General features: G+C 60.8%; 29 protein-coding genes. 17 read left to right on the forward strand and 12 right to left on the reverse strand.

Annotated elements, in window-relative coordinates:
• Positions 1-4: 4 nt before the first annotated feature.
• Entirely contained in the window at positions 5-1,447 is a 1,443-nt protein-coding gene (gene tldD / locus HX866_RS00580; RefSeq protein WP_177093214.1) for a metalloprotease TldD, read from the forward strand.
• A gap of 52 nt (positions 1,448-1,499) precedes the next feature.
• On the opposite strand, the gene yjgA is transcribed toward tldD, so the two are convergent.
• Complete coding sequence (gene yjgA, locus HX866_RS00585; protein WP_103496431.1) at positions 1,500-2,021, reverse strand: ribosome biogenesis factor YjgA; 522 nt, start codon at positions 2,019-2,021, stop codon at positions 1,500-1,502.
• Positions 2,022-2,129: 108 nt separating this feature from the next.
• Here yjgA and pmbA point away from each other — a divergent pair, with 108 nt between their 5' ends.
• The 5 genes from pmbA (at position 2,130) to HX866_RS00610 (ending at position 6,470) form a co-directional block, all read left to right on the forward strand.
• The gene (gene pmbA / locus HX866_RS00590; protein WP_177093213.1) at positions 2,130-3,476 is read left to right on the forward strand and encodes a metalloprotease PmbA; all 1,347 of its coding nucleotides are present in this window, start codon (positions 2,130-2,132) and stop codon (positions 3,474-3,476) included.
• Between the two features lie 131 nt (positions 3,477-3,607).
• Positions 3,608-4,003 (forward strand): FagA protein, encoded by a 396-nt coding sequence (locus HX866_RS00595; RefSeq protein ID WP_177093212.1) that lies wholly within the window; start codon positions 3,608-3,610, stop codon positions 4,001-4,003.
• Positions 3,996-5,372, forward strand: a complete 1,377-nt coding sequence (locus HX866_RS00600) for a class II fumarate hydratase (RefSeq protein WP_177093211.1) — start codon at positions 3,996-3,998, stop codon at positions 5,370-5,372. Before HX866_RS00595 ends, HX866_RS00600 begins: the two co-directional genes overlap by 8 nt.
• Before the next feature lie 26 nt (positions 5,373-5,398).
• On the forward strand, positions 5,399-5,857 hold the full coding sequence (locus tag HX866_RS00605; protein WP_177093210.1) for a tetratricopeptide repeat protein: 459 nt from the start codon (positions 5,399-5,401) through the stop codon (positions 5,855-5,857).
• 1 nt (position 5,858) lies between these two features.
• Entirely contained in the window at positions 5,859-6,470 is a 612-nt protein-coding gene (locus tag HX866_RS00610; protein WP_177093209.1) for a superoxide dismutase, read from the forward strand.
• Between the two features lie 333 nt (positions 6,471-6,803).
• Here the strand turns inward: HX866_RS00610 and HX866_RS00615 are convergent, their stop codons facing one another.
• The 10 genes from HX866_RS00615 to HX866_RS00660 all read right to left on the reverse strand — a co-directional run bounded on the left by HX866_RS00615 (position 6,804) and on the right by HX866_RS00660 (position 13,972).
• Positions 6,804-7,076, reverse strand: a complete 273-nt coding sequence (locus HX866_RS00615; RefSeq protein ID WP_177093208.1) for an HPr family phosphocarrier protein — start codon at positions 7,074-7,076, stop codon at positions 6,804-6,806.
• 16 nt (positions 7,077-7,092) lie between these two features.
• Entirely contained in the window at positions 7,093-7,950 is an 858-nt protein-coding gene (gene rapZ, locus HX866_RS00620) for an RNase adapter RapZ (RefSeq protein WP_177093207.1), read from the reverse strand.
• A gap of 2 nt (positions 7,951-7,952) precedes the next feature.
• A complete protein-coding gene (ptsN, locus tag HX866_RS00625; protein ID WP_121136639.1) occupies positions 7,953-8,417 on the reverse strand; it encodes a PTS IIA-like nitrogen regulatory protein PtsN in 465 nt (154 codons plus the stop codon).
• Positions 8,418-8,426: 9 nt separating this feature from the next.
• Positions 8,427-8,732 (reverse strand): ribosome hibernation-promoting factor, HPF/YfiA family, encoded by a 306-nt coding sequence (hpf, locus tag HX866_RS00630; RefSeq protein WP_017126531.1) that lies wholly within the window; start codon positions 8,730-8,732, stop codon positions 8,427-8,429.
• Positions 8,733-8,950: 218 nt separating this feature from the next.
• Entirely contained in the window at positions 8,951-10,447 is a 1,497-nt protein-coding gene (locus tag HX866_RS00635) for an RNA polymerase factor sigma-54 (RefSeq protein ID WP_103498075.1), read from the reverse strand.
• 187 nt (positions 10,448-10,634) lie between these two features.
• The gene (gene lptB / locus HX866_RS00640; RefSeq protein ID WP_177093206.1) at positions 10,635-11,360 is read right to left on the reverse strand and encodes an LPS export ABC transporter ATP-binding protein; all 726 of its coding nucleotides are present in this window, start codon (positions 11,358-11,360) and stop codon (positions 10,635-10,637) included.
• Positions 11,360-11,905 (reverse strand): lipopolysaccharide transport periplasmic protein LptA, encoded by a 546-nt coding sequence (gene lptA / locus HX866_RS00645; protein ID WP_177093205.1) that lies wholly within the window; start codon positions 11,903-11,905, stop codon positions 11,360-11,362. The genes lptB and lptA overlap by 1 nt, the downstream gene beginning before the upstream one ends.
• The gene (lptC, locus tag HX866_RS00650; RefSeq protein WP_177093204.1) at positions 11,892-12,464 is read right to left on the reverse strand and encodes an LPS export ABC transporter periplasmic protein LptC; all 573 of its coding nucleotides are present in this window, start codon (positions 12,462-12,464) and stop codon (positions 11,892-11,894) included. Before lptC ends, lptA begins: the two co-directional genes overlap by 14 nt.
• Positions 12,465-12,472: 8 nt before the next feature.
• Positions 12,473-12,997, reverse strand: coding sequence for a KdsC family phosphatase (locus HX866_RS00655; RefSeq protein WP_177093203.1), 525 nt, complete (start codon positions 12,995-12,997; stop codon positions 12,473-12,475).
• Positions 12,998-13,972: a KpsF/GutQ family sugar-phosphate isomerase gene (locus HX866_RS00660; protein ID WP_177093202.1), complete on the reverse strand. Its 975-nt coding sequence runs from the start codon at positions 13,970-13,972 to the stop codon at positions 12,998-13,000. It abuts the gene before it with no gap.
• Between the two features lie 291 nt (positions 13,973-14,263).
• Here HX866_RS00660 and HX866_RS00665 point away from each other — a divergent pair, with 291 nt between their 5' ends.
• The 11 genes from HX866_RS00665 to HX866_RS00715 all read left to right on the forward strand — a co-directional run bounded on the left by HX866_RS00665 (position 14,264) and on the right by HX866_RS00715 (position 23,466).
• Complete coding sequence (locus tag HX866_RS00665; RefSeq protein WP_177093201.1) at positions 14,264-15,073, forward strand: ATP-binding cassette domain-containing protein; 810 nt, start codon at positions 14,264-14,266, stop codon at positions 15,071-15,073.
• A 2-nt stretch (positions 15,074-15,075) separates the two neighbouring features.
• Positions 15,076-15,873 carry a lipid asymmetry maintenance ABC transporter permease subunit MlaE gene (gene mlaE, locus HX866_RS00670; protein ID WP_177137732.1) on the forward strand — a complete coding sequence of 266 codons (798 nt, stop codon included), beginning with the start codon at positions 15,076-15,078 and terminating at the stop codon, positions 15,871-15,873.
• Positions 15,873-16,340 carry an outer membrane lipid asymmetry maintenance protein MlaD gene (gene mlaD, locus HX866_RS00675; protein WP_177093199.1) on the forward strand — a complete coding sequence of 156 codons (468 nt, stop codon included), beginning with the start codon at positions 15,873-15,875 and terminating at the stop codon, positions 16,338-16,340. The genes mlaE and mlaD overlap by 1 nt, the downstream gene beginning before the upstream one ends.
• An 11-nt stretch (positions 16,341-16,351) precedes the next feature.
• Positions 16,352-17,011 carry an MlaC/ttg2D family ABC transporter substrate-binding protein gene (locus tag HX866_RS00680; protein WP_177126052.1) on the forward strand — a complete coding sequence of 220 codons (660 nt, stop codon included), beginning with the start codon at positions 16,352-16,354 and terminating at the stop codon, positions 17,009-17,011.
• Positions 17,004-17,309, forward strand: coding sequence for an STAS domain-containing protein (locus tag HX866_RS00685; protein WP_177093197.1), 306 nt, complete (start codon positions 17,004-17,006; stop codon positions 17,307-17,309). The genes HX866_RS00680 and HX866_RS00685 overlap by 8 nt, the downstream gene beginning before the upstream one ends.
• Before the next feature lie 132 nt (positions 17,310-17,441).
• Positions 17,442-17,693, forward strand: coding sequence for a BolA family protein (locus tag HX866_RS00690; RefSeq protein WP_121136659.1), 252 nt, complete (start codon positions 17,442-17,444; stop codon positions 17,691-17,693).
• A 24-nt stretch (positions 17,694-17,717) separates the two neighbouring features.
• Positions 17,718-18,983, forward strand: a complete 1,266-nt coding sequence (gene murA / locus HX866_RS00695) for a UDP-N-acetylglucosamine 1-carboxyvinyltransferase (RefSeq protein WP_177093196.1) — start codon at positions 17,718-17,720, stop codon at positions 18,981-18,983.
• Positions 18,984-19,159: 176 nt separating this feature from the next.
• Complete coding sequence (gene hisG / locus HX866_RS00700; RefSeq protein WP_100942233.1) at positions 19,160-19,795, forward strand: ATP phosphoribosyltransferase; 636 nt, start codon at positions 19,160-19,162, stop codon at positions 19,793-19,795.
• A 131-nt stretch (positions 19,796-19,926) separates the two neighbouring features.
• Positions 19,927-21,261 carry a histidinol dehydrogenase gene (gene hisD, locus HX866_RS00705; protein ID WP_177137733.1) on the forward strand — a complete coding sequence of 445 codons (1,335 nt, stop codon included), beginning with the start codon at positions 19,927-19,929 and terminating at the stop codon, positions 21,259-21,261.
• Positions 21,258-22,310 carry a histidinol-phosphate transaminase gene (gene hisC / locus HX866_RS00710; protein ID WP_177126053.1) on the forward strand — a complete coding sequence of 351 codons (1,053 nt, stop codon included), beginning with the start codon at positions 21,258-21,260 and terminating at the stop codon, positions 22,308-22,310. The genes hisD and hisC overlap by 4 nt, the downstream gene beginning before the upstream one ends.
• Positions 22,311-22,740: 430 nt before the next feature.
• A complete protein-coding gene (locus tag HX866_RS00715; RefSeq protein ID WP_218177574.1) occupies positions 22,741-23,466 on the forward strand; it encodes a hypothetical protein in 726 nt (241 codons plus the stop codon).
• Between the two features lie 114 nt (positions 23,467-23,580).
• Here HX866_RS00715 and algW read toward each other — a convergent pair whose 3' ends face one another.
• Positions 23,581-24,738 (reverse strand): Do family serine endopeptidase AlgW, encoded by a 1,158-nt coding sequence (gene algW, locus HX866_RS00720; RefSeq protein ID WP_177093193.1) that lies wholly within the window; start codon positions 24,736-24,738, stop codon positions 23,581-23,583.
• Between the last annotated feature and the right edge of the window lie 13 nt (positions 24,739-24,751).

The following is a 24,751-nucleotide window of genomic DNA, read 5'->3' on the forward strand; positions in this document are numbered from 1 at the left end:
AACCATGAGCGAGTTGTTGTCCTCAGTCAGCGAACACCTGTTGGCGCCGGGTGGCGTGACCATTGAAAGTCTGCAAGCGGTGCTGGGCGACCTGGCCGGGCCGGGCATCGACGCCGCCGACCTGTATTTCCAGGGGCAGATCTCCGAGTCCTGGGCCCTGGAAGACGGCATCGTCAAGGAAGGCAGTTTCAACCTTGACCAGGGTGTCGGCGTACGCGCCCAGTCCGGTGAAAAAACCGGTTTTGCCTATAGCAACGCGATCACCCTCGAAGCCCTGGGCTCGGCGGCGCGTGCCGCACGCTCGATTTCCCGGGCCGGGCAGCATGGCAAGGTGCAGGTATTCAGCAGTCCGCAAGTGACGCAGTTGTATGCGCCGGACAACCCGCTGGACGTCATGAGCCGTGCCGAGAAAGTCGAGCTGCTCAAGCGCGTCGACATCGCCACCCGGGCCCTGGATCCGCGGATCCAGCAGGTCTCGGTGAGCATGGCCGGGGTCTGGGAGCGGATTCTCGTGGCCTCCACCGATGGCGGCCTGGCGGCGGATGTACGGCCGCTGGTGCGCTTCAATGTCAGCGTGATCGTCGAGCAGAACGGTCGTCGCGAACGCGGCGGCCACGGCGGCGGCGGGCGTACCGACTATCGTTATTTCCTCACTGAAGACCGGGCCATGGGTTATGCCCGTGAAGCCTTGCGCCAGGCGCTGGTCAACCTCGAAGCGATTCCCGCGCCAGCCGGCACCTTGCCGGTGGTGCTCGGCTCCGGCTGGTCCGGGGTGCTGCTGCACGAAGCAGTCGGCCACGGCCTGGAAGGCGACTTCAACCGCAAGGGTAGTTCGGCCTACAGCGGGCGGATGGGCGAGATGGTCGCGTCGAAACTCTGCACCATCGTCGATGACGGCACCCTGGCGGGCCGTCGTGGTTCCCTGAGCGTCGACGACGAAGGCACGCCGACCGAGTGCACCACGCTGATCGAAAACGGCGTGCTCAAAGGTTATATGCAGGACAAGCTCAATGCCCGGCTGATGGGCGTGGCGCGCACCGGCAACGGTCGTCGTGAATCCTACGCGCACCTGCCGATGCCGCGCATGACCAACACCTACATGCTCGGCGGCGAAAGCGATCCGGCGGAAATCATCGCCTCGGTGAAACGCGGTATCTACTGTGCCAACCTCGGTGGCGGCCAGGTTGATATCACCAGCGGCAAGTTCGTGTTCTCCACCAGCGAAGCCTACCTGATCGAAGACGGCAAGATCACCGCACCGGTCAAGGGCGCGACGCTGATCGGCAACGGTCCGGAAGCCATGAGTCGGGTGTCGATGGTCGGTAACGACCTGGCGCTGGACAGCGGCGTGGGCACCTGCGGCAAGGATGGGCAATCGGTACCGGTGGGTGTCGGTCAGCCGACCTTGAAGATCGACGCGATCACCGTGGGTGGCACGGGGTCGTAGGAAGAGGTGGAGCGTCGGATGAGCCCCCAGAGGGGCTCACCCGGGGCGAAGATCAACGCAGACCGCGTTGAGCGTCGTCCAGCTCACGGATGTACTTGAAGATTTTACGGCTGGAAGCCGGCGCCTTGTTCTGCGCAAGCTCATGTTGAGCCTGGCGGATCAGGGAACGCAGTTGTTGGCGATCAGCGTCCGGGTAGTCGGCGACGAATTTTTCCAGTACATCGTCGGCGCCTGCGATCAGGCGATCGCGCCAGCGTTCGAGATTGTGGAAACGTTCGTTGTATTGCCGGGTGGAGGCGTCGAGTTGATCGAGCAGAACCAGAATGGCGTCAGTGTCCTGATCGCGCATCAGCCTGCCGATGAACTGGATATGCCGTTTACGCGCGATATTCGCGGTGTGCTTCGGCGCTTCGGCCAGGGCACGGCGCAAGCCGTCGGTCAGTGGCAGTTTTGCCACCAAGTCGGGCTTGAGTGTTGTCAGTCGCTCGCCGAGATCAACCAGAGCATGCAGCTCGCGTTTGACCTGGGTTTTGCTTTTCTCCCCATCGAGGGAGTCGTCGTAAGAATCAACCATGGTGGCAGTCCGCAAAGAAACGCCGCCATGATAACCAGTCGGGGGCCGCTTGTCCGGCCCGGTCGCTCGAAGACCTTGACCGAAAGCAGAATTTGATTGGAGAAAGCCATGAGTTCAGCACAAAGCGTCGGCCCGCAGGCGTTGCCGGTCCTGCAGGAGCAGGTCGAGCAGATTCTCGCCGAAGCCAAACGCCAGGGCGCCAGTGCCTGTGAAGTGGCGGTATCCCTGGAGCAGGGGCTGTCGACTTCGGTACGCCAGCGGGAAGTGGAAACCGTCGAGTTCAACCGTGACCAGGGCTTCGGCATCACCTTGTATGTAGGGCAGCGCAAAGGCTCGGCCAGCACTTCGGCCAGTGGTCCCGACGCCATCCGTGAAACCGTGGCGGCGGCCCTGGCCATCGCCAAGCACACCTCGGAAGACGAGCACTCAGGCCTGGCCGACGCCGCCCTGATGGCCAAGGAGCTCAAGGATTTCGACCTGTTCCATGCCTGGGACATTACGCCTGAACAGGCCATCGAGCGTGCGCTGATCTGCGAGGCGGCGGCTTTTGATGCCGACAGCCGGATCAAGAATGCCGACGGCACCACCCTGAGCACTTCCCAGGGATGTCGGATCTACGGCAACAGCCACGGCTTTATCGGCGGTTCGGCGTCGACCCGACATAGCCTCAGTTGTGTGATGATCGCCGAAGGCGACGGTCAGATGCAGCGTGATTACTGGTATGACGTCAACCGCCAGGGCGAATTGCTCGCGGATGCCGCGAGTATTGGCCGCAAGGCCGCGCAACGGGCGGCCAGCCGTCTGGGCGCGCGTCCGGTGCCGACCTGCGAAGTGCCGGTGCTGTTCTCGGCGGAGTTGGCCGGTGGTCTGTTCGGCAGCTTCCTTTCAGCGATTTCCGGCGGCAACCTGTACCGCAAGTCGTCGTTCCTCGAAGGGGCGATGGGCGAGCGGCTGTTCCCCGAGTGGTTGACCCTCGACGAGCGTCCGCACCTGATGCAGGCCATGGGCAGTTCGGCCTTTGATGGCGATGGCCTGGCGACCTATGCCAAGCCGTTCGTCGAAAATGGCACCCTGGTCTCCTACATCCTGGGGACCTATTCGGGTCGCAAGCTGGGTCTGCCGAGCACGGCCAACGCCGGTGGCGTGCACAACCTGTTCGTTACCCATGGCGTGGAAGACCAGGACGCACTGATCCGACGCATGGGCCGCGGCTTGTTGGTGACCGAGTTGATGGGCCATGGCTTGAACATGGTCACCGGGGATTATTCCCGGGGCGCGGCGGGTTTCTGGGTGGAAAACGGTGAGATCCAGTTCCCGGTGCAGGAAGTGACCATTGCCGGCAACATGCGTGACATGTTCAAGCAGATCGTCGCCGTTGGCAGCGATCTTGAACTGCGTAGCAATATCCGTACGGGTTCGGTGCTGATCGAGCGGATGACGGTCGCCGGTAGCTGATCCAGCGTATCGGTTACCCAAAAAGCGTGTCATCCAATGGGGTGACACGCTTTTTTTATGGCTGACGCAAAGCTTGTCTTGATTCTCAATATCATATAATAATAAATCTCATTATCGAATGAGCCTGGGTCATGAGTCCTGCCTTGCATGAGCAACCCTACCTGGAAAGCTGGCGCTGGATGAGCCGCCAGATCCGTTGTGGCCTGGCGCCGGATGAGCCCCGGCTGATCGAACATTACTTTGCCGAAGGCCGTTACCTGGCCTGTTGCACGTCCATGCCGGCCTGGACCATCGCTGAAACCTCCTTCCGTTTGCTGCTCGATACCGCCACCGATATTGCCTTGCCCTGGCATTGGCGCGGGCTCTGCCTGGACCAGGCCTGGCGGCCGTTGCGTGACCTCGAGCGACAGGCCTTGTGCGGCTGCCGCCAGCGGCGCTGGCAAAATTTTGCCTGGCAACTGGCGACCTGTTCGCTGCTGCCTTCCATTCCCCTCAACGAATTGGTGCAAGGATTTCCCGATGAGTAATACCCGTATCGAACGCGACAGCATGGGCGAACTGCAGGTCCCGATGGAGGCCTTGTATGGCGCGCAAACCCAGCGGGCGGTGGATAACTTCCCCATCAGTCAGCAGCGCATGCCTCGCCAGTTCATCCGCGCCTTGATCCTTGCCAAGGCCGCCGCGGCCCAGATCAACGTCGAGTTGCAGCAATTGGGTGCGGCCCAGGGCAAAGCCATTGTGGATGCCTGCCAGGGTTTGCTGGAAGGCGATTTCATGCTGCATTTTCCGGTGGATATCTTCCAGACCGGTTCCGGCACCAGTTCCAACATGAACGCCAACGAGGTGATCGCGACCCTCGCCAGCCGCCTGCTGGGCGAGCCGGTCAACCCGAATGACCACGTCAATTGCGGGCAGAGCAGCAACGACATCATTCCTACCACCATCCATGTCAGTGCCGCCCTGGCGTTGCATGAGCATCTGTTGCCGGCGCTGCGGCATCTGATCCAGGTTACCGAGGCCAAGGCCGAACAGGTGCATCCGTTTATCAAGACCGGCCGCACCCATCTGATGGACGCCATGCCGGTGCGCATGAGCCAGGTGCTCAACGGCTGGGCGCAGCAACTCAAGGCCAATGTCGAGCACCTGCAAGGGCTGCTGCCGAGCCTGCAGTCCCTGGCCCAGGGCGGTACCGCGGTGGGCACCGGGATCAATGCGCATCCGCAGTTCGCGGCCGGTTTCAGTCGGCAGTTGAGTGTTCTGACCGGGGTGCCGTTCACGCCGGGCAAAGACCTTTTTGCCCTGATCGGCTCCCAGGACACGGCGGTTTCGGTTTCCGGCCAGCTCAAGGCCACGGCAGTGTCACTGATGAAAATCGCCAACGACCTGCGCTGGATGAACTCCGGCCCCCTGGCCGGCCTGGGCGAGATCGAGCTGGAAGCCTTGCAACCGGGTTCGTCGATCATGCCGGGCAAGGTCAACCCGGTGATTCCGGAAGCCACCGCGATGGTCGCCGCCCAAGTGATCGGCAACGACAGCGCGATCACCGTCGCCGGCCAGTCGGGTAATTTCGAGCTCAATGTGATGTTGCCACTGATCGCCCAGAACCTGCTGAGCAGCATCGAGTTGCTGGCCAACGCCAGCCGCCTGCTGGCGGACAAGGCCATTGCCAGCTTCAAGGTCAACGAAGCCAAGCTCAAGGAAGCGTTGTCGCGCAACCCGATCCTGGTGACGGCGCTCAACCCGATCATCGGTTACCAGAAGGCTGCGGAAATCGCCAAGAAGGCTTACCAGCAAGGGCGCCCGATCATCGATGTCGCTCTTGAACATACCGAACTGTCGCGCAGCCAACTGGAAACCTTGCTGGATCCGGAAAAGCTCACGGCCGGCGGACTCTAACCCACTGCATTGCCTGGAGGTTCGTCATGGAACATTGGAAACGCACGATCGAAAGGGCCAACCGCTATTTTGACCTCGGTGAGCTGGTCGATGCCCGTGAGTATTACCTGCAAGCGCTGGCACTGGCGCAGGTGCTGTTCGAGCGCTGGCCGGACCCGGAGCAAGCGGTGGCGGCCTGTGTGATTTCCCATCACAACCTGGCGGACCTGCACCTGCGGCTCAATCAGCCGGAAGAGAGCGTCGAGTACCTGTGCGCGATTCACCAGCACTTGTTGCAGACCCTGCAGGACCCGCGTCTCTCGCCGGCCTTGCGCGAAGCCGCGTTGCACCAGAGCAGCAAGACCTACGTCGAGTTGCTCGCCTTTATCAGCGAGTACGGCGAATACCCACGTACCAGTCGCCTGCTGTACAGCCAGGCGACCTCTTCAGGATCGCGTGCGTCAGGTGCCTCGGCGTCGCCGCGCGCCCAATACGGAGCTCATTGAAATGACCTTTAGCTTGCCTGCGTTGCCCTATGACTACGATGCCCTGGAACCGCATATCGATGCGAAAACCATGGAAATCCACTACAGCAAACACCACCAGACCTACATCACCAACCTGAACGTGGCGGTCGAAGGTTCGGAGTGGGCTGACTGGTCGGTGGAGAAACTGGTGGCTGCGGTCCAGCAACTGCCGGAAAAACTGCGCCCGGCGGTGATCAACCACGGCGGCGGCCATGCCAACCATTCATTGTTCTGGGCGGTGATGAGCCCGCTGGGCGGTGGTGCCCCGGAGGCGGCGCTGGGCCAGGCGATCGATGCGCAACTGGGCGGTTTCGATGCGTTCAAAGAGGCCTTTACCAAGGCCGCATTGACCCGTTTCGGCAGTGGCTGGGCCTGGCTGAGCGTGACCCCGCAGAAAACCCTGGTGGTGGAAAGCAGCGGTAACCAGGACAGCCCGCTGATGAGCGGCAATACCCCGATCCTCGGCCTGGATGTCTGGGAGCACGCTTATTACCTGCTGTACCAGAACCGTCGCCCGGAATACATCAATGCCTTCTACAACGTGATCAACTGGCCTGAAGTCGAGCGCCGGTATCTCGCTGCCTTGGCGTAAGTCGTACCTTCAGAACAAGAATCAACGCCGATGATGGGGATTGAAATCGTGGCAATGAGCAGAGGGCGATTATTTCGCCAGGGGGTCGGTTGGCTGTTGTTGCTGGCAGGGATGGTGTTGCTCGTTGCCCGGCTGTTGGGCTGGTTGGCGGGAGGCATATAGAAGGGGGACGGGATTTCAGCGTTATCGTTAACGTCCATCGCCGGCCAGCCGGCTCCCACACGGTTCTTTTGTCGTGCACAGGTTCCCTGTACGACGCGATTTCCTGTAGGAGCAGGCTTGCCGGCGATGGCGTCTGGATAGGCGCCGCAGGACCTGGATGTCCTGCCGGCTCTATTCGCCTTCGTCGAAATAGTTGTTGATCAGCTTGACCAGCGCGGCCATGGCGTCGTCTTCCTGCTCGCCTTCGGTCTTCAGATGAATCTTGGTGCCCTTGCCGGCAGCCAGCATCATCATGGCCATGATGCTCTTGCCGTCGACCATGCTTTCCGGTGTGCGCCCGGCGCGGATCTGGCAGGGGAACTGGCCGGCAACACCGACGAATTTAGCCGAAGCACGGGCGTGCAGGCCCAGTTTGTTGATGATTTCAATTTCCAGAGCGGGCATCGCGGTGGTGGTCCTTTCAGCTAAGGTCGCGGTGGCGGACCTGGACGTTCTTCAGGGATTGTTGCAGGGCTTTGCCCAAGCGTTCGGTCAGGTAGACGGAGCGGTGATGCCCCCCCGTACAGCCGATGGCAATAGTGACATAAGCCCGGTTGCTGGCGGCAAAACGCGGCAACCATTTGAGCAAATAACTGGAAATATCCTGGTACATCTCCTCGACGTCCGGCTGTGCGGCCAGGTATTCGGCCACCGGCTGGTCGAGCCCGGACTGCTCGCGCAGTTCCGGCTTCCAGTAAGGGTTGGGCAGGCAACGTACGTCGAACACCAGGTCGGCATCCACCGGCATCCCACGCTTGAAGCCGAACGACTCGATGAGGAAGGCGGTACCCGGTTCCGGCTGGTTCAGCAGGCGCAGCTTGAGGGTGTCGCGCAACTGATAGAGGTTCAGGTGGGTGGTATTGACCTTGAGGTCGGCGAGGTCCGAGATCGGCCCCAGCAGGTTGCTTTCGTCGCGGATGGCCTCGGCCAGGGAACGATTGGCATTGCTCAGCGGATGGCGTCGACGGGTTTCGGAAAAGCGCTTGAGCAGGGTTTCCTCGTCGGCGTCCAGGTACAGGACATCGCAGTGGATATGCCGGCTGCGCACTTCATCGAGCAGTTCCGGGAAGCGCGACAGGTGGCTGGGCAGGTTGCGCGCGTCGATGGACACGGCGACCAGCGGCTGCGCCAGCTCGGTATGGATCAGGGCGCGTTCGGCCAGCTCCGGCAGCAGACCGGCCGGCAGGTTGTCGATGCAGTAGTAGCCGTTGTCCTCGAGGACATCGAGGGCGGTACTTTTACCTGAGCCGGAACGGCCGCTGACGATGATCAAGCGCATGGTCAGTGACCGCTCTGCTCGTCCAGGACCACCTGATACAGGGCCTGGTTGGAAGTGGCTCCGCGCAGCTTGTCACGCACGTCCTTGCGGTCGAGCATGCTGGCAATCTGTCGAAGCAGTTCCAGGTGGGCATCGGTGGCAGCCTCCGGGACCAGCAGGACGAACAGCAGGTCAACCGGCGCGCCGTCGATGGCGTCGAAATCGATGGGGGCGTCGAGGTGCATCAGGGCGCTGATGGGCGCCACGCAACCCTTCAGGCGGCAGTGGGGGATAGCGATGCCATTGCCGAAACCGGTCGAGCCGAGTTTTTCCCGCGCGATCAGGCTGTCGAAGACATCCTGCATGGCCAGGTAAGGGACTTCGTGGCTGATCAGGTTGGCAATTTGCTCGAGGGCTTTCTTTTTACTGCCGCCCGGCACGTTCACCAGGGAACGGCCGGGGGTCAGGATACTTTCAAGTCGGATCATGGATGGGTGTCAGCGACCTGTACCTTGGAGCAGGTGCAGGTTCTTTTCCTTATGCTTTTTCAGTTGTCGGTCCAGCTTGTCGGTGAGCAGGTCGATCGCTGCATACATGTCGTCATGCTCGGCGTTGGCGACCACTTCACCGCCGTGGATATGCAAGGTGGCTTCGATTTTCTGCTTCAGTTTTTCGACAGCCATGGTCACCTGTACGTTGGTGATCTTGTCGAAATGACGCTCCAGTCGGTCGAGCTTCTCGCCGATGTAAGCACGCAGGGGTTCGGTCACTTCCAGTTGGTGTCCACTGATATTGACTTGCATACAGCTTCTCCTTCGTTGCCAGTGCATAGAGCGGCAGGCTTATGCCTACCACAGTGCTGCATCCTAAAACGGCCTGCGCGACGATCATGCTGCGTTAAAAACAGGCTCGGAATGCTCATTGACAACAGTCAACTCCGCTTCCTCGCCTGTTTTTGCCTTGCCTGATCGCCGCTCGGCGAGTTTTAGAAAGCAGCCCAGACGCTGTAACGGGGCCCTGTCTACATCAATCGCTTCCGTTCGCTGGAGGGGGCAATCCCCAGGGACTCACGGTATTTGGCGACGGTACGACGGGCCACCTGAATGCCTTGTGCCTCCAGTAAACCAGCGATCTTGCTGTCACTCAACGGCTTTTTCTGATTTTCCGCTGCAACCAGTTTTTTGATGATCGCGCGGATCGCCGTGGACGAGCATTCGCCGCCTTCGGAGGTGCTGACGTGGCTGGAGAAAAAATATTTCAGTTCATAGATACCGCGGGGGGTATGCATGAATTTCTGCGTGGTCACCCGGGAAATCGTCGACTCGTGCATGCCCACCGCCTCGGCGATGTCGTGCAGGACCAACGGCTTCATCGCCTCGTCGCCGTACTCCAGGAAGCCGCGCTGGTGCTCGACGATCTGGGTGGCGACCTTCATCAGGGTTTCGTTGCGGCTCTGCAGGCTCTTGATGAACCAGCGGGCTTCCTGCAACTGGTTGCGCATGAAGGTGTTGTCGGCGCTGGTGTCGGCGCGGCGGACGAAGCCGGCGTACTGCGGATTGACCCGCAGGCGTGGCACCGATTCCTGGTTCAGTTCCACCAGCCAGCGTTCGTTGTCCTTGCGCACGATCACGTCGGGAACGACGTATTCGGCTTCGCTGGACTCGATTTGCGAGCCCGGGCGCGGGTTGAGGCTCTGGACCAGTTCGATGACCTGGCGCAGTTCGTCTTCCTTGAGCTTCATGCGGCGCATCAGCTGGCTGTAGTCGCGGCTGCCGAGCAGGTCGATGTAGTCGCTGACCAGGCGCTGGGCTTCGGCCAGCCAGGGTGTCCGGGCCGGCAACTGGCGCAGTTGCAGCAACAGGCATTCGCCCAGGTTGCGCGCACCGATACCGGCCGGCTCGAATTGCTGGATGCGATGCAGCACCGCTTCGATCTCGTCCAGCTCGATGTCCAGTTCCGGGTCGAAGGCGTCGAGGATTTCCTCGAGGGTTTCGTCCAGGTAGCCCTGATTGTTGATGCAGTCGATCAGGGTCACGGCGATCAGCCGATCGGTGTCGGACATCGGTGCCAGGTTCAGTTGCCAGAGCAGATGGCTCTGCAGGCTCTCGCCGGCCGAGGTGCGGGTGGTGAAGTCCCACTCGTCGTCATCGTTGCTTGGCAGGCTGCTGGCGCTGGTCTGGTAGACGTCTTCCCAGGCGGTGTCGACGGGCAGCTCGTTAGGAATGCGTTCGTTCCAGTCGCCTTCCTCGAGGTTGTCCACCGTCGGAGCGGTTTCCTGCTGGAAGGACGGTTCCTGGATTTCGGTATTGGGTTTGTGCTCGGCGTTGTCGGCCAGAGGGTCGGTATTGTCGAAGTCGTCGCCTTCTTCCTGGCGTTCGAGCATCGGATTGGACTCCAGGGCCTCCTGGATTTCCTGCTGAAGGTCCAGGGTCGACAATTGGAGCAGGCGGATGGCCTGTTGCAGCTGCGGTGTCATCGTCAGCTGCTGGCCCATTCTCAGGACTAGCGATGGTTTCATGGCAGGGGCTTAACACCTTATTCGCCGGCGCGCATGCGCCATCCACTCTACAGGGCGCCGGGGCGCCAAACATAAGCAAATTATATGCCTGAAACCCGAGCCTTTGCCTAGAGCGCTGTAACAATAAAAATCTTGTGGTTTTTATTGAACAGTCTGCGCTCTGGCACTTGATCCTTTACCGCGATGTCTACAGGCGGAACTCATGGCCCAGGTAGACTTCCTTGACCAGTTCGTTGGCCAGGATAGTGGCCGAATCGCCTTCGGCGATCAGCTGTCCATCATTGACGATATAGGCTGTCTCGCAGATGTCCAGAGTCTCGCGGACGTTGTGGTCGGTGATCAGTACACCGATGCCCTTGGCCTTGAGGTGATGGATGATCTGTTTGATATCGCCAACAGAAATCGGGTCGACCCCGGCGAAAGGTTCATCGAGCAGGATGAATTTCGGCGCGGTGGCCAGGGCGCGGGCAATTTCCACGCGACGTCGTTCGCCACCGGACAGGCTCATGCCGAGGTTGTCGCGGATATGGCTGATGTGGAATTCCTGCAACAGGCTTTCCAGTTCCTTGCGACGGCCGGCCTTGTCGAGTTCCTTGCGGGTCTCGAGGATGGCCATGATGTTGTCGGCTACCGACAGCTTGCGAAAAATCGACGCTTCCTGGGGCAGGTAGCCGATCCCGGCGCGTGCGCGGCCGTGCATCGGCTGGTGGCTGACATCCTGGTCGTCGATCAGCACGCGACCCTGATCGGCCTGGACCAGGCCGACGATCATGTAGAAGCAGGTGGTCTTGCCGGCACCGTTGGGGCCGAGCAGACCGACGATCTGCCCGCTGTCGATCGACAGGCTGACATCACGCACCACCTGGCGACTTTTGTAGGCCTTGGCCAGATGCTGGGCTTTCAGGGTTGCCATTACTGCGCCTTCTGCTGGTCGGTTTTCTGCTTCGGCTGGATGACCATGTCGATGCGTGGGCGCGGTGCGGTGATCGCGCTACCGGTGGCGCGACCGGCCTGGGCGATCTGCTTCACCGTGTCGTAGACGATTTTCTCGCCTTCGGTGGTGTTGCCGTCGTTGATCACCTTGGCCTTGTCGATCAGGATGATGCGGTTCTGCTGGGCGTGGTACTGGATGGTCACGCCATAGCCCTGCACCGGCTTCGGATCGCCGACTTTCTGCAGTTGCTCGAAGTAGGCCAGGTTGCCCACGGAGGTCACTACGTCGATAGCGCCGTCCTTGGTCCGGGTCAGCGTCACGGTGTTGCCCTTGACGATCATCGAGCCCTGGGTAATGACCACATCACCTTTGTAGGTGGCGATGCCTTGCTTGTCATCCAGTTGAGCATCGTCGGCCTGGATACGGATGGGCTGCTGGTTATCGGTCGGCAGGGCCCAGGCGTTCACGTTTCCCAGTGCCGCACCGAGGCCAAGCAAAATAGGGAGGGTTTTAACGAGACTCATACTGTCCTCTTACATTGGACAGCAGGTGTATCCGGCTGTCGTTCAAATACGCTTTCATTCCCTTGCCAGTGGTCACGCCGTCGGCGCCTTCGATTCTAACGGCTTGCTCGGTCTGCGCATATTGCTTCTGTGGGAATACTGTCATTCGACTGCTGGTAATGATGACTTCGCGCTGTAGTTCGTCGGTACGTGCTACCCGTACCGAGTCGATCAGTTCGATCTGGGTGCCGTCCGGGTTGACCTCGGCGTGCTCGCTCTGGACGTGCCAGGGGTAGACCGTGCCGCGATAGATGTGCATGTCGGGCTTGGTCACCAACGTCACGTCCGACGCCCTGAGGTGTTCGACCTTGTCACCGGTCAGGTCGTACTGCACCCGGCCGTCGGGCATGTACTGAATGCTGTGGGCATTGATAGCGTAGTAGTCGATCTGGGTTTCATCGACCTGCGCCGCCGGGCGCTCGAGAAAGCGTTCCGGACTGATGTTCCAGTAGCCAACGGCCGCGAAAATGGCGGCAATGACACCGAACAGCAGAATGTTGCGAATTTTCTTGCTCAGCATAAATAGCTCTACAGGTAGGCGGCATGAGCCGCTTCAAGGCTGCCCTGGGCTTGCAGGATCAGCTCGCAGAATTCACGGGCGGCGCCGTCGCCGCCGCGGGCCCGGGTAATGCCGTGGGCGTGTTCACGCACGAAGCTGGCGGCATTGGCCACGGCCATGCCCAGGCCGACGCGGCGGATCACCGGCAGGTCGGGCAGGTCATCACCCAGGTAGGCGACCTGTTCATAACTCAGGTTGAGCTGGGCGAGCAGGGCGTCAAGCACCACCAGTTTGTCCTCGCGGCCCTGGTAGACGTGGGGGATGCCGAGGTTCTGCGCACGTCGTTCGACCAGTGCGGTTTTGCGACCGCTGATAATAGCGGTTTGCACGCCGGCGGCCATCAGCATCTTGATGCCCTGACCGTCGAGGGTGCTGAAGGACTTGAATTCGCTGCCGTCCTCGAGGAAGTACAGGCGACCGTCGGTCAGTACGCCATCGACGTCGAAGACCGCCAGTTTGATGGCTTTGCCGCGTTGCAACAATTCGTCGTTCATTTACATCACTCCCGCGCGCAGCAGATCGTGCATGTTCAGGGCGCCCACCGGGCGGTCGTCGCTGTCGACCACCACCAGCGCGTTGATCTTGTGGTCTTCCATGATTTTCAGGGCTTCGGCGGCGAGCATCTCGGCCCGCGCGGTCTTGCCGTGGTGGGTCATGACGTCTTCGATCAGGGCCGTATGGATGTCGATGGTGCGGTCCAGGGTCCGGCGCAGGTCACCGTCGGTGAAGATCCCGGCCAGGCGCCCATCGGCTTCGACGATCACGGTCATGCCGAGGCCTTTGCGAGTCATTTCCATCAGTGCATTTTTTAGCAGGGTGCCGCGCAAGACCTGTGGCAGTTCATCGCCGGCATGCATGACATTTTCCACTTTCAGCAGCAAGCGCCGGCCCAGGGCGCCGCCCGGATGGGAAAAGGCGAAGTCTTCGGCGGTGAAGCCGCGGGCCTCGAGCAGGGCCACCGCGAGTGCGTCGCCCATCACCAGGGCGGCCGTGGTGGAGGAGGTCGGCGCCAGGTTCAGCGGGCAGGCTTCATGCTCGACATGGACGTTGAGGTTGACTTCGGCGGCCTTGGCCAGCGGCGAGTCAGGGTTGCCGGTCAGGCTGATCAGCTGGATGCCCAGGCGTTTGATCAGCGGCAGCAGGGTGACGATTTCCGCAGTCGAGCCGGAGTTGGACAGGGCCAGGATGATGTCGTCCCGGGTGATCATGCCCATGTCGCCGTGGCTGGCCTCGGCGGGGTGGACGAAAAACGCCGTGGTGCCGGTGCTGGCCAGGGTCGCGGCGATCTTGTTGCCGATGTGCCCGGACTTGCCCATGCCGACGACAACCACACGGCCTTTGCTGGCCAGAATCATTTCGCAAGCGCGTACGAAATCTGCGTCGATATGGGCCAGCAAGCCTTCTACGGCTTCGCGTTCGAGGCGGATGGTGCGTTGTGCTGATTGAATCAGGTCGCTGGATTGGCTCATGTCAGAAATCGTATAGCCTGATGAAAAGGCGCGATTATAGCGGTAATGCCTTCTTCACTCACACTAGATCATTGCGTTTTGCGCGGTGCCTGTAGGAGTTTGCCTTCGGTTTTTATCTCGCAAGCTGTCAAGCCCGGCTGTATTTATCCTGAACAAGGGTGGCTTCGGCCTTGGGCGGCTCGTATCAGCGGTGATATAGTTCGCGGCTAGTTCGGCCCGCTCAGGAAGTCTGCGCCTCTTTTAAAGAGAGGCCTGGTGTCCGAGTCCGAGGCTGCATCGCAAGGAGTTTAGATGAGCGCCGATAACGCCTACGCGGTCGAGCTGAAGGGTGTGACCTTCAAGCGCGGTGCGCGCAGCATCTTCAATAATGTCGACATTCGTATCCCGCGAGGCAAGGTCACCGGCATCATGGGGCCTTCCGGGTGCGGCAAGACCACCCTGTTGCGTCTGATGGGGGCACAACTGCGCCCCAGCGGTGGCGAAGTCTGGGTCAATGGTCAGAATCTCCCGACACTGTCGCGCGGCGATCTGTTCGACGCGCGCAAGCACATGGGAGTGCTGTTCCAGAGCGGTGCGTTGTTCACCGACCTGGATGTTTTCGAGAACGTTGCCTTTCCGCTGCGGGTTCACACCGAACTGCCGGAAGAAATGATTCGTGACATTGTTCTGCTCAAATTGCAGGCCGTCGGCCTGCGCGGAGCGATCGACCTGATGCCCGACGAGCTGTCCGGTGGTATGAAGCGTCGTGTGGCATTGGCCCGGGCGATTGCCCTGGACCCGCAGATCCTCATGTACGACGAACCGTTCGTCGGCCAGGACCCGATCGCCATGGGCGTTCTCGTGCGCCTGATCCGCCTGCTCAATGATGCCCTGGGTATCACCAGCATCGTGGTGTCCCACGATCTGGCCGAAACCGCCAGCATCGCCGACTACCTTTATGTGGTCGGTGATGGTCAGGTGCTCGGGCAAGGCACCCCGGAAGAACTGATGAACGCCGATAACCCGCGTATCCGCCAGTTCATGAAGGGCGATCCCGACGGTCCTGTGCCGTTCCACTTTCCGGCGACGGACTACCGTGCCGACCTGTTGGGGAAGCGCTGATAATGCGCAAGAAATCACTTATCGAGAGAGTGCGTCTGTTTGGCCGCTCGGGCCTGGACATCCTCGCTGTGCTCGGCCGTTCGACGCTGTTCCTGTTCCACGTGCTGTTCGGCCGCGGTGGCATCGGCGGCGGCTTCGGGCTGCTGGTCAAGCAACTGCATTCCGTGGGCGTGATGAGTCTGGTGATCATCGTCGTCTCCGGGGTCTTTATCGGCATGGTCCTGGCCTTGCAGGGCTTCAATATCCTTTCCAGCTACGGTTCCGAACAGGCGGTGGGGCAGATGGTCGCCCTGACGCTGTTGCGTGAACTCGGGCCGGTGGTCACCGCGCTGCTGTTCGCCGGACGTGCCGGTTCGGCGCTGACCGCCGAAATCGGCAACATGAAGTCCACCGAGCAACTGTCCAGCCTGGAGATGATCGGTGTCGATCCGCTCAAGTACATTGTCGCGCCGCGACTCTGGGCCGGTTTCATTTCCCTGCCGCTGCTGGCAATGATCTTCAGTGTGGTCGGGATCTGGGGTGGTTCGTGGGTGGCAGTGGATTGGCTGGGGGTCTACGACGGCTCCTACTGGGCCAACATGCAGAACAGCGTGACCTTCAGCAGCGATGTGCTGAATGGCATCATCAAAAGTATTGTGTTCGCCTTCGTGGTGATCTGGATTGCCGTGTTTCAAGGCTACGATTGTGAACCCACTTCCGAGGGGATCAGCCGTGCCACGACCAAGACCGTGGTTTATGCCTCCCTGGCAGTGCTGGGCCTTGACTTTATTCTGACCGCCTTGATGTTTGGAGATTTCTGATGCAAAACCGCACCCTGGAAATCGGTGTCGGCCTTTTTCTGCTGGCTGGCATCCTGGCTTTGCTGCTGCTTGCGTTGCGGGTCAGTGGACTGTCCCCTACGACAAACACTGAAACGTATAAATTATATGCGTACTTCGACAATATCGCCGGTTTGACTGTCAGAGCCAAGGTGACCATGGCCGGTGTGACGATCGGCAAGGTCACGGCGATCGATCTGGACCACGACAGTTTCACCGGCCGGGTGACCATGCAAGTTGAAAAACGCGTGAACAACCTGCCGACTGATTCCACTGCGTCTATCCTCACGGCGGGCTTGCTCGGTGAGAAGTACATCGGCCTCAGCGTGGGCGGGGAAGACACCTTGCTCAAGGATGGTGGGACTATCCACGACACCCAGTCGTCGCTGGTGCTGGAAGATCTGATCGGTAAATTCCTGCTCAATACCGTGAACAAAGACGCCAAATGAGGAGTTTTTCCATGATCTCGATGTTGCGACGTAGTCTGCTGGTGCTGCTGGCGACCTTGCCGCTGATGGGCAATGCCCTGGCAGACACGTCGGCCCACGATCTGGTCAAGAGCACCACTGACCGGATGCTGGCTGACCTGACCGCCAACAAGGCCCAGTACAAGCAGAACCCCAAGGCCTTCTATGATGCGCTGAACACCATCGTCGGCCCGGTGGTGGACGCCGAAGGTATTTCCAAAAGCATCATGACGGTCAAGTACTCGCGCAAAGCCACGCCCGAGCAGATGAAAACCTTCGAAGAGAACTTCAAGAAGGGGCTGTTCCAGTTCTACGGCAATGCCTTGCTGGAGTACAACAACCAGGGCATCACCGTCGATGCGCCCAAGGATGAGTCGGGTGATCGCACCAGCGTCGGCATGACCGTCAAAGGCAACAACGGTGCCGTCTATCCGGTTTCCTATACCCTTGAGAAAATCAACGGTGAGTGGAAGCTGCGCAACGTGATCATCAACGGCATCAATATCGGCAAGCTGTTCCGCGATCAGTTCGCCGATGCGATGCAGCGTAACGGCAACAACCTGGACCAGACCATCAACAACTGGGCTGGCGAAGTGGAGAAGGCCAAGGCCGAATCCGAGAAGAACCCGCAGAAGGGGGCGCAGAGTGAGTGAAGCCAGCGTTCGCTCCGGTGAAGCAGGTGAACTGCTGCTGGCCGGCGTGATCGACTACAGCACCGGCCCGGCCTTGCGCAAGGACGGGCAGGCGCTGATCAAGGCCAGCGCTGCGCCGGCCCTGGTGGTCGACTGTTCCGCCGTGGAGAAATCCAGCAGTGTGGGCCTGGCCTTGCTGCTGGCGTTCATGCGTGACGCCGCCGAGGGTGGCAAAGCCCTGAGCATTCGCGCCATGCCGCAAGACATGCGCGAAATCGCCGAGGTTTCCGAGTTGACGGAAATCCTCGGCGTTCATTGATGTTATTACTGACAAGAGCGCCATGAATAAAGAAGCCCCCCGTCAGAGTCCTGCAATGCGGGGTTCGCAGGCGCGGGGCTTTTTTTGTATGATGGCCAACCCGTGCGCGTTGGGCGCCGATTGAGGTTGAGCATGCAGGCCTACGAAGTAAAGAGCTTCCTTGAAGGAAAGCTGTCGGGCTCTCTTTCCCAAGTGCAGGTCGAAGTTGAAGGCGAAGGCTGCAACTTCCAGCTGAACGTGATTAGCGACGAACTGGTGGCCCTGAGCCCGGTGAAGCGTCAGCAGAGCATCTATGCCCATTTGAACCCGTGGATCGCTGATGGCAGCATCCATGCGGTCACTATGAAATTTTTCAGCCGCGCGGCTTGGGCCGAGCGCACCTGAGCCTGAATTGGCGCCGAGACCCTTATGGACAAACTGATTATTACTGGCGGCGTTCGTCTTGATGGCGAAATCCGCATTTCCGGGGCGAAGAACTCCGCCCTGCCGATCCTGGCCGCCACCCTGCTGTGCGACGGCCCGGTCACTGTTGCCAACCTGCCGCACCTGCACGACATCACCACCATGATCGAGCTGTTCGGGCGCATGGGCATTGAGCCGGTGATCGACGAGAAGCTCAGTGTGGAAATCGATCCACGCACCATCAAGACCCTGATCGCACCTTACGAGCTGGTGAAAACCATGCGTGCGTCGATCCTGGTGCTGGGTCCGATGGTCGCCCGTTTCGGCGAGGCCGAAGTTGCCCTGCCTGGCGGTTGCGCCATCGGCTCGCGTCCGGTTGACCTGCACATCCGCGGCCTGGAAGCCATGGGCGCGGTGATCGACGTCGAAGGCGGCTACATCAAGGCCAAGGCGCCAGAAGGCGGCCTGCGTGGGGCGAACTTCTTCTTTGATACCGTCTCCGTGACCGGTACCGAGAACATCATGATGGCCGCTTCCCTGGCCCGTGGCCGCAGCGTGCTGCAGAACGCCGCGCGTGAGCCGGAAGTGGTCGACCTGGCGAACTTCCTCAACGCCATGGGCGCCAAGGTCAGCGGTGCCGGTACCGACACCATCACCATCGACGGTGTCGAGCGTCTGCATTCGGCCACCTACAAGGTGATGCCGGACCGTATCGAGACCGGTACCTACCTGGTGGCCGCGGCCGCTACGGGTGGTCGAGTCAAAGTCAAGGATACCGATCCGACCATTCTCGAAGCGGTGCTGGAGAAGCTGAAGGAATCCGGTGCTGAAATCACCACGGGTGAGGACTGGATCGAGCTGAACATGCATGGCAAGCGTCCGAAGGCCGTCAACGTGCGCACCGCGCCGTACCCGGCGTTCCCGACCGACATGCAGGCCCAGTTCATCTCGCTCAACGCCATCGGTGAAGGTACCGGTGCGGTGATCGAGACCATTTTCGAAAACCGCTTCATGCACGTGTACGAGCTGCATCGCATGGGCGCCAAGATCCAGGTCGAAGGCAACACCGCTATCGTGACCGGTACCGAACGCCTGAAAGGCGCACCGGTCATGGCCACCGACCTGCGGGCTTCTGCCAGCCTGGTGATTTCGGCCCTGACCGCTGAAGGCGACACGCTGATCGACCGCATCTACCACATCGACCGTGGTTATGAGTGCATCGAAGAGAAGTTGCAGATGCTCGGCGCCAAGATCCGCCGCGTTCCGGGCTAGTGCCTGACGCTGCCCTGTAGGAGCCGGCTTGCCGGCGATGGACGCGAAGACACCGCGGTGTTTCAGTTGTACCGTGTCGTCGTTGAAGTTTATCGCCAGCAAGCCGGCTCCCACAGGGGAGGCGGACCAGTCTGTTAGAGTGTTGCAATATCCTGATTGAAGGACTGAGTTTCCCCATGCTGACCATTGCACTGTCCAAGGGCCGCATTCTCGACGACACCCTGCCGCTGCTTGCAGAAGCGGGCATCGTACCGACCGAGAATCCGGACAAAAGCCGCAAGCTGATCATCCCCACGACCCAGGACGACGTTCGCCTGCTGATCGTACGGGCCACTGACGTGCCGACTTATGTCGAGCATGGTGCGGCCGACCTCGGTGTGGCCGGTAAAGATGTGCTGATGGAATACGGCGGCCAGGGTCTGTATGAGCCCCTGGACCTGCAGATCGCCCAGTGCCGGCTGATGACCGCCGGTGCCATCGGTGCCGTCGAGCCCAAGGGCCGTCTGCGGGTGGCGACCAAGTTCGTCAACGTTGCCAAGCGCTACTACGCCGAACAGGGCCGTCAGGTCGATATCATCAAGCTCTACGGCTCCATGGAGCTGGCGCCATTGATCGGCCTGGCCGACAAGATCATCGACGTCGTCGACACCGGCAATACCTTGCGGGCCAACGGCCTGGAACCCCAGGAACTGATCGCGACCATCAGTTCGCGCCTGGTGGTGAACAAGGCTTCGATGAAAATGCAGCACGCCCGCATCCAGTCCCTGATCGACACCCTGCGCAAGGCAGTCGAGTCGCGACACCGCAACTGATTCAATTGCGCGGCCTTGAGCCGCGCCCATCTATCCGTGTCATAGCCAGAATTCTCAGGTGCCCACGCGGATGGCTTGGTAGTCTTGCGGCGCCTGAGATTTGTTGTTCTCCCATTATTGAGGCTCCCGCTATGACCACGTCTACCGCAATTCGCCGACTCAACGCTGCCGATCCTGACTTCGCTCATCATCTGGATCATCTGTTGAGCTGGGAAAGTGTGTCCGACGACTCGGTCAATCAGCGGGTGCTGGACATCATCAAGGCCGTGCGCGAGCGTGGCGATGCGGCGTTGGTGGAGTTCACCCAGCGTTTCGACGGCCTGGAAGTCGCGTCCATGGCTGACCTGATCCTGCCCCGTGAGCGCCTTGAACTGGCCCTGACGCGGATCACCGAGGCGCAACGCCAGGCCCTGGAAACAGCCGCCGAGCGTGTGCGCAGCTACCACGAAAAACAGAAACAGGACTCCTGGAGCTACACCGAGGCCGACGGCACGGTGCTCGGTCAGAAGGTCACGCCGTTGGACCGCGCCGGTTTGTACGTGCCGGGCGGCAAGGCGTCCTATCCGTCTTCGGTGCTGATGAACGCGATTCCGGCCAAGGTGGCGGGGGTTGCCGAAGTGGTGATGGTGGTTCCGACTCCCCGTGGTGAGATCAACGAACTGGTACTGGCGGCGGCGTGCATCGCCGGCGTCGACCGGGTGTTCACCATCGGTGGCGCCCAGGCGGTTGCGGCGTTGGCCTACGGCACCGAGAGCGTGCCCAAGGTCGACAAGGTGGTCGGTCCCGGCAATATCTATGTGGCCACGGCCAAGCGTCACGTATTTGGCCAGGTCGGTATCGACATGATTGCCGGACCGTCGGAGATCCTGGTGGTTTGCGACGGCCAGACCGACCCCGACTGGATCGCCATGGACCTGTTCTCCCAGGCCGAGCACGACGAAGATGCCCAGGCGATCCTGGTCAGCCCGGACGCTGCGTTCCTCGACCAGGTCGCCGCGAGCATCGCCAAGCTGCTGCCGACCATGGAGCGCGCGGCCATTATCGAAACCTCGATCAACGGCCGTGGCGCCCTGATCCAGGTGCGTGACATGCAGCAGGCGATTGATGTGGCCAACCGCGTTGCGCCGGAGCACCTGGAACTGTCGGTTGCCGATCCGCAGGCCTGGTTGCCGCAGATTCGTCACGCGGGGGCGATCTTCATGGGCCGTCACACGTCCGAGGCCCTGGGCGACTACTGCGCCGGTCCCAACCACGTGTTGCCGACTTCCGGTACCGCACGCTTCTCGTCGCCGCTGGGGGTGTATGACTTCCAGAAACGTTCGTCGATCATATTCTGCTCGGAGCAGGGCGCGTCCGAACTGGGCAAGACCGCTTCGGTCCTGGCCCGTGGCGAGTCGCTGAGCGCTCACGCCCGCAGTGCGGAATATCGGATCGTCGCTGATAAGGAACAGGGGAAACAAGCATGAGCAAGTTCTGGAGCAAATTCGTCAAGGACCTGGTGCCTTATGTGCCGGGTGAACAACCGAAGCTGACCAAGCTGGTCAAGCTCAACACCAACGAAAACCCCTACGGTCCTTCGCCCAAGGCCCTGGCCGCGATGAAGGCCGAAGTGAGCGACGACCTGCGCCTGTACCCGGACCCTAACGGTGATCTGCTCAAGCAGGCCGTGGCCGAATACTACGGCGTGAAGACCAACCAGGTGTTTCTCGGCAACGGTTCCGACGAAGTCCTGGCGCACATTTTCTACGGTCTGTTCCAGCAGGACCGGCCGCTGCTGTACCCGGATATCAGCTACAGCTTCTACCCGGTGTACTGTGGCCTGTACGGTATTACCTTCGAGGCCTTGCCGCTGGACGAGCAATTCCAGATCCGTGTCGCGGACTATGCGCGGCCTAACGGCGGGATCATTTTCCCCAACCCGAACGCGCCGACCGGTTGCCTGCTGGCGCTGGACGCGGTGGAGCAGATCCTCAAGGCCAGCCCGGATTCGGTGGTGGTGGTCGACGAGGCGTATATCGACTTCGGCGGCGAAACGGCTATCGGCCTGGTGGATCGTTACCCGAACCTGCTGGTGACCCAGACCCTGTCCAAATCGCGTTCCCTGGCCGGTCTGCGGGTCGGCCTGGCGGTCGGGCATCCGGACCTGATCGAGGCCCTGGAGCGGATCAAGAACAGCTTCAATTCCTATCCGCTGGACCGCATCGCGATTGCCGGCGCGGCGGCGGCGTTCGAGGACCGTGGGTATTTCGAAGACGCCTGCCGCAAGGTCATCGACAATCGCGAGGGGTTGGTGGCGCAGTTGCAAGCCAAGGGGTTTGAGGTATTGCCGTCGGCGGCGAACTTCATCTTCGCCCGCCACCCGCAACACGATGCGGCAGCGCTGGCGGCCAAGGTTCGGGAGCAGGGCGTGATCGTGCGGCACTTCAAGCAGGAGCGTATTGCCCAGTTCCTGCGCATCACCATTGGTCTGCCTGAGCAGAACCAGGCGTTGATCGACGCCCTGGGCGATCTCTAGTTTCTGGCTTGTGATGTAAGTTTCCAACCTGAGTTATCTCTGTGGTCAGTCAGTGCCTGGACTGACCACAGACTTCCCCAACGCCGATCTGGCGACTCCCCCCCTATTGATTTGAACGACGAGCCCGGCCCGGTCGATGCTGTCGCGTTGCTGAACGGCCTTCATATTCATGACGTCGACGAAGTCATCAGCTCACGTGATCCCATTCTCAAATGGCACAATGACATGAGCCTTCGACTGCTTGCCTGTGCTGTTTCTAATGGCAGTTCCTGGGCTCGGTTGTTCAGGTTGAAGTGCGCTTGAAAACCTCAGGTAGTTGCGCTTGGCAGTTGTTCAGGATGTGCTTGCCACCCTCGGCAAGCGTTACTCGCGTCACACGTTTGGTGAGTCTCAAATGGACTCGTCAGGTCAGACATTCAGGGAAAATGTGATGCTTAAAACACTATCTGCCGCTGTGCTTGGTTTGATCTGCGGTTCGGCGTATGCCCAATCGGTCGATGCGCCGCCCTTGAAGGCCGGGGATAGCTGGGTCTATACCGACACCGTGGAAACCGGGCCGCAAGGTTTCTCGAGTAAGAACACACTGATGACGGTCGAGCGCGTTGACAGCCACAGCGTGCTGATCAGCGCCAAGCAGGACGGGTCCAACCAGCCACCGGTTGAAACCATGGTCGGCCTGGACTGGAGTCGCTCCCGTGATATCAACGGTAAGCAGCAGGTGATCAATCGCCCGTTGAACTTTCCCTTGAGCGAAGGCAAGACCTGGGCAGTCGACTACACCGAACTGAACCCTAACCGTCTGCATTCCAGCGAGACCTTTCATAACGACTATGTCGTCACCGGTTGGGAAGATGTCGAGGTGCCAGCGGGCAAGTTCAAGGCGCTGAAAATCGAAGCCGACGGTCAGTGGTCGGCGATGCTGGCGCCCGTTGCGGTAGGGGGAGCGCAGGCGGTGGCGACACCGGGTCGTGTCACCACGGTTTCAACCGCTCAACGGGTCGCGGCCCGCCCGGTCAGCGGTCGTCTGTACAAGGCGTTCTGGTATGTGCCGGCCGAGAAGCGCTTTGTAAAGTCGGTTGAAGAGTTTTACGACACCAAAGGTGTTCGTTCGCAGCGCTTCACCGAGGAACTGAAGTCGTCCAAGATAACTGGCTGATACTTCATCATCTCCAGGCACCTTCGGACAAGGTGCCTGGAGATCTTCGCGGGCAAGTACCGTTGCCATAGGCCCCACGTGGTTTCTGTGGGAACGGAGCTTGAAGCGCTTGTCTTATTGCTCTTCCTGCGGCGGCGTCTGCTGCGGTGGTCTCAGGCCGATCTCCGCCATCAGCTTGATCTCCTTGCCGTTGCGCAGCACCTGGATGGCGACCTTGTCGGTCGGCTTGATCCGCGCCACCTGATTCATCGAACGACGACCGTCCGTGGCCGGCTCGCCGTCGATGCTGAGAATCACGTCGCCCAGTTGCAGGCCGGCCTTCTGCGCCGGACCGTCACGGAACACCCCCGCCACCACGATACCCGGACGCCCACTGAGGCCGAAGGACTCTGCCAGGTCCTGGGTCAGGGGTTGTACTTCGATCCCCAGCCAACCGCGAATCACCTGGCCGTGCTCGATGATCGCCTTCATCACCTCTACCGCCAGATTGATCGGGATCGCAAAGCCGATGCCCTGGGAGCCGCCGGATTTGGAGAAAATCGCGGTGTTGATGCCGGTCAGGTTGCCGTTGGCGTCCACCAGCGCGCCGCCGGAGTTGCCGGGGTTGATCGCCGCGTCGGTCTGGATGAAGTCTTCATAGTTGTTCAGGCCCAGCTGGTTACGGCCGGTGGCGCTGATAATGCCCATGGTGGTGGTCTGGCCGACCCCGAACGGGTTGCCGATGGCCAGGGCGATATCGCCGATGCGGATCTGGTCCGAACGGCCGATGGTGATCGACGGCAGGTTCGGCAGATCGATCTTGAGCACCGCGAGGTCGGTTTCCGGATCGCTGCCGACCACCTTGGCCAGGGTTTCGCGGCCGTCCTTGAGGGCCACCACGATCTGGTCGGCGCCGGCGGTCACGTGGTTGTTGGTCAGCAGGTAGCCGGTGGAGCTCATGATCACCCCCGAGCCCAGGCTCGACTCCATGCGCTTCTGCTTGGGCAGGTTGTCGCCGAAGAAACGCCGGAACTGCGGGTCCTCGAACAACGGATGGTTGTTCTTGTTGACCATCTTGGTGGTGTACAGGTTGGCTACCGCCGGCGCGGCCAGGTCCACGGCGTCGGCATAGGAGTAGGGACCCTGCTGGTGGAGGGTGATCTGCGGCGCCTGTTGCAGGTTCACGTCGAGGTTGGGCAGGCCGACCCATTGCGGGTAGCGCTGGATGATCAGCAAAGCGACCAGCACACCGGCCAGCAACGGCCAACCAAAGAAACGCAGAGCCTTGAGCATTGAGCAAAGTCCT

It is taken from the genome of Pseudomonas gingeri, assembly GCF_013386165.1.
GTDB lineage: Bacteria > Pseudomonadota > Gammaproteobacteria > Pseudomonadales > Pseudomonadaceae > Aquipseudomonas > Aquipseudomonas gingeri_C.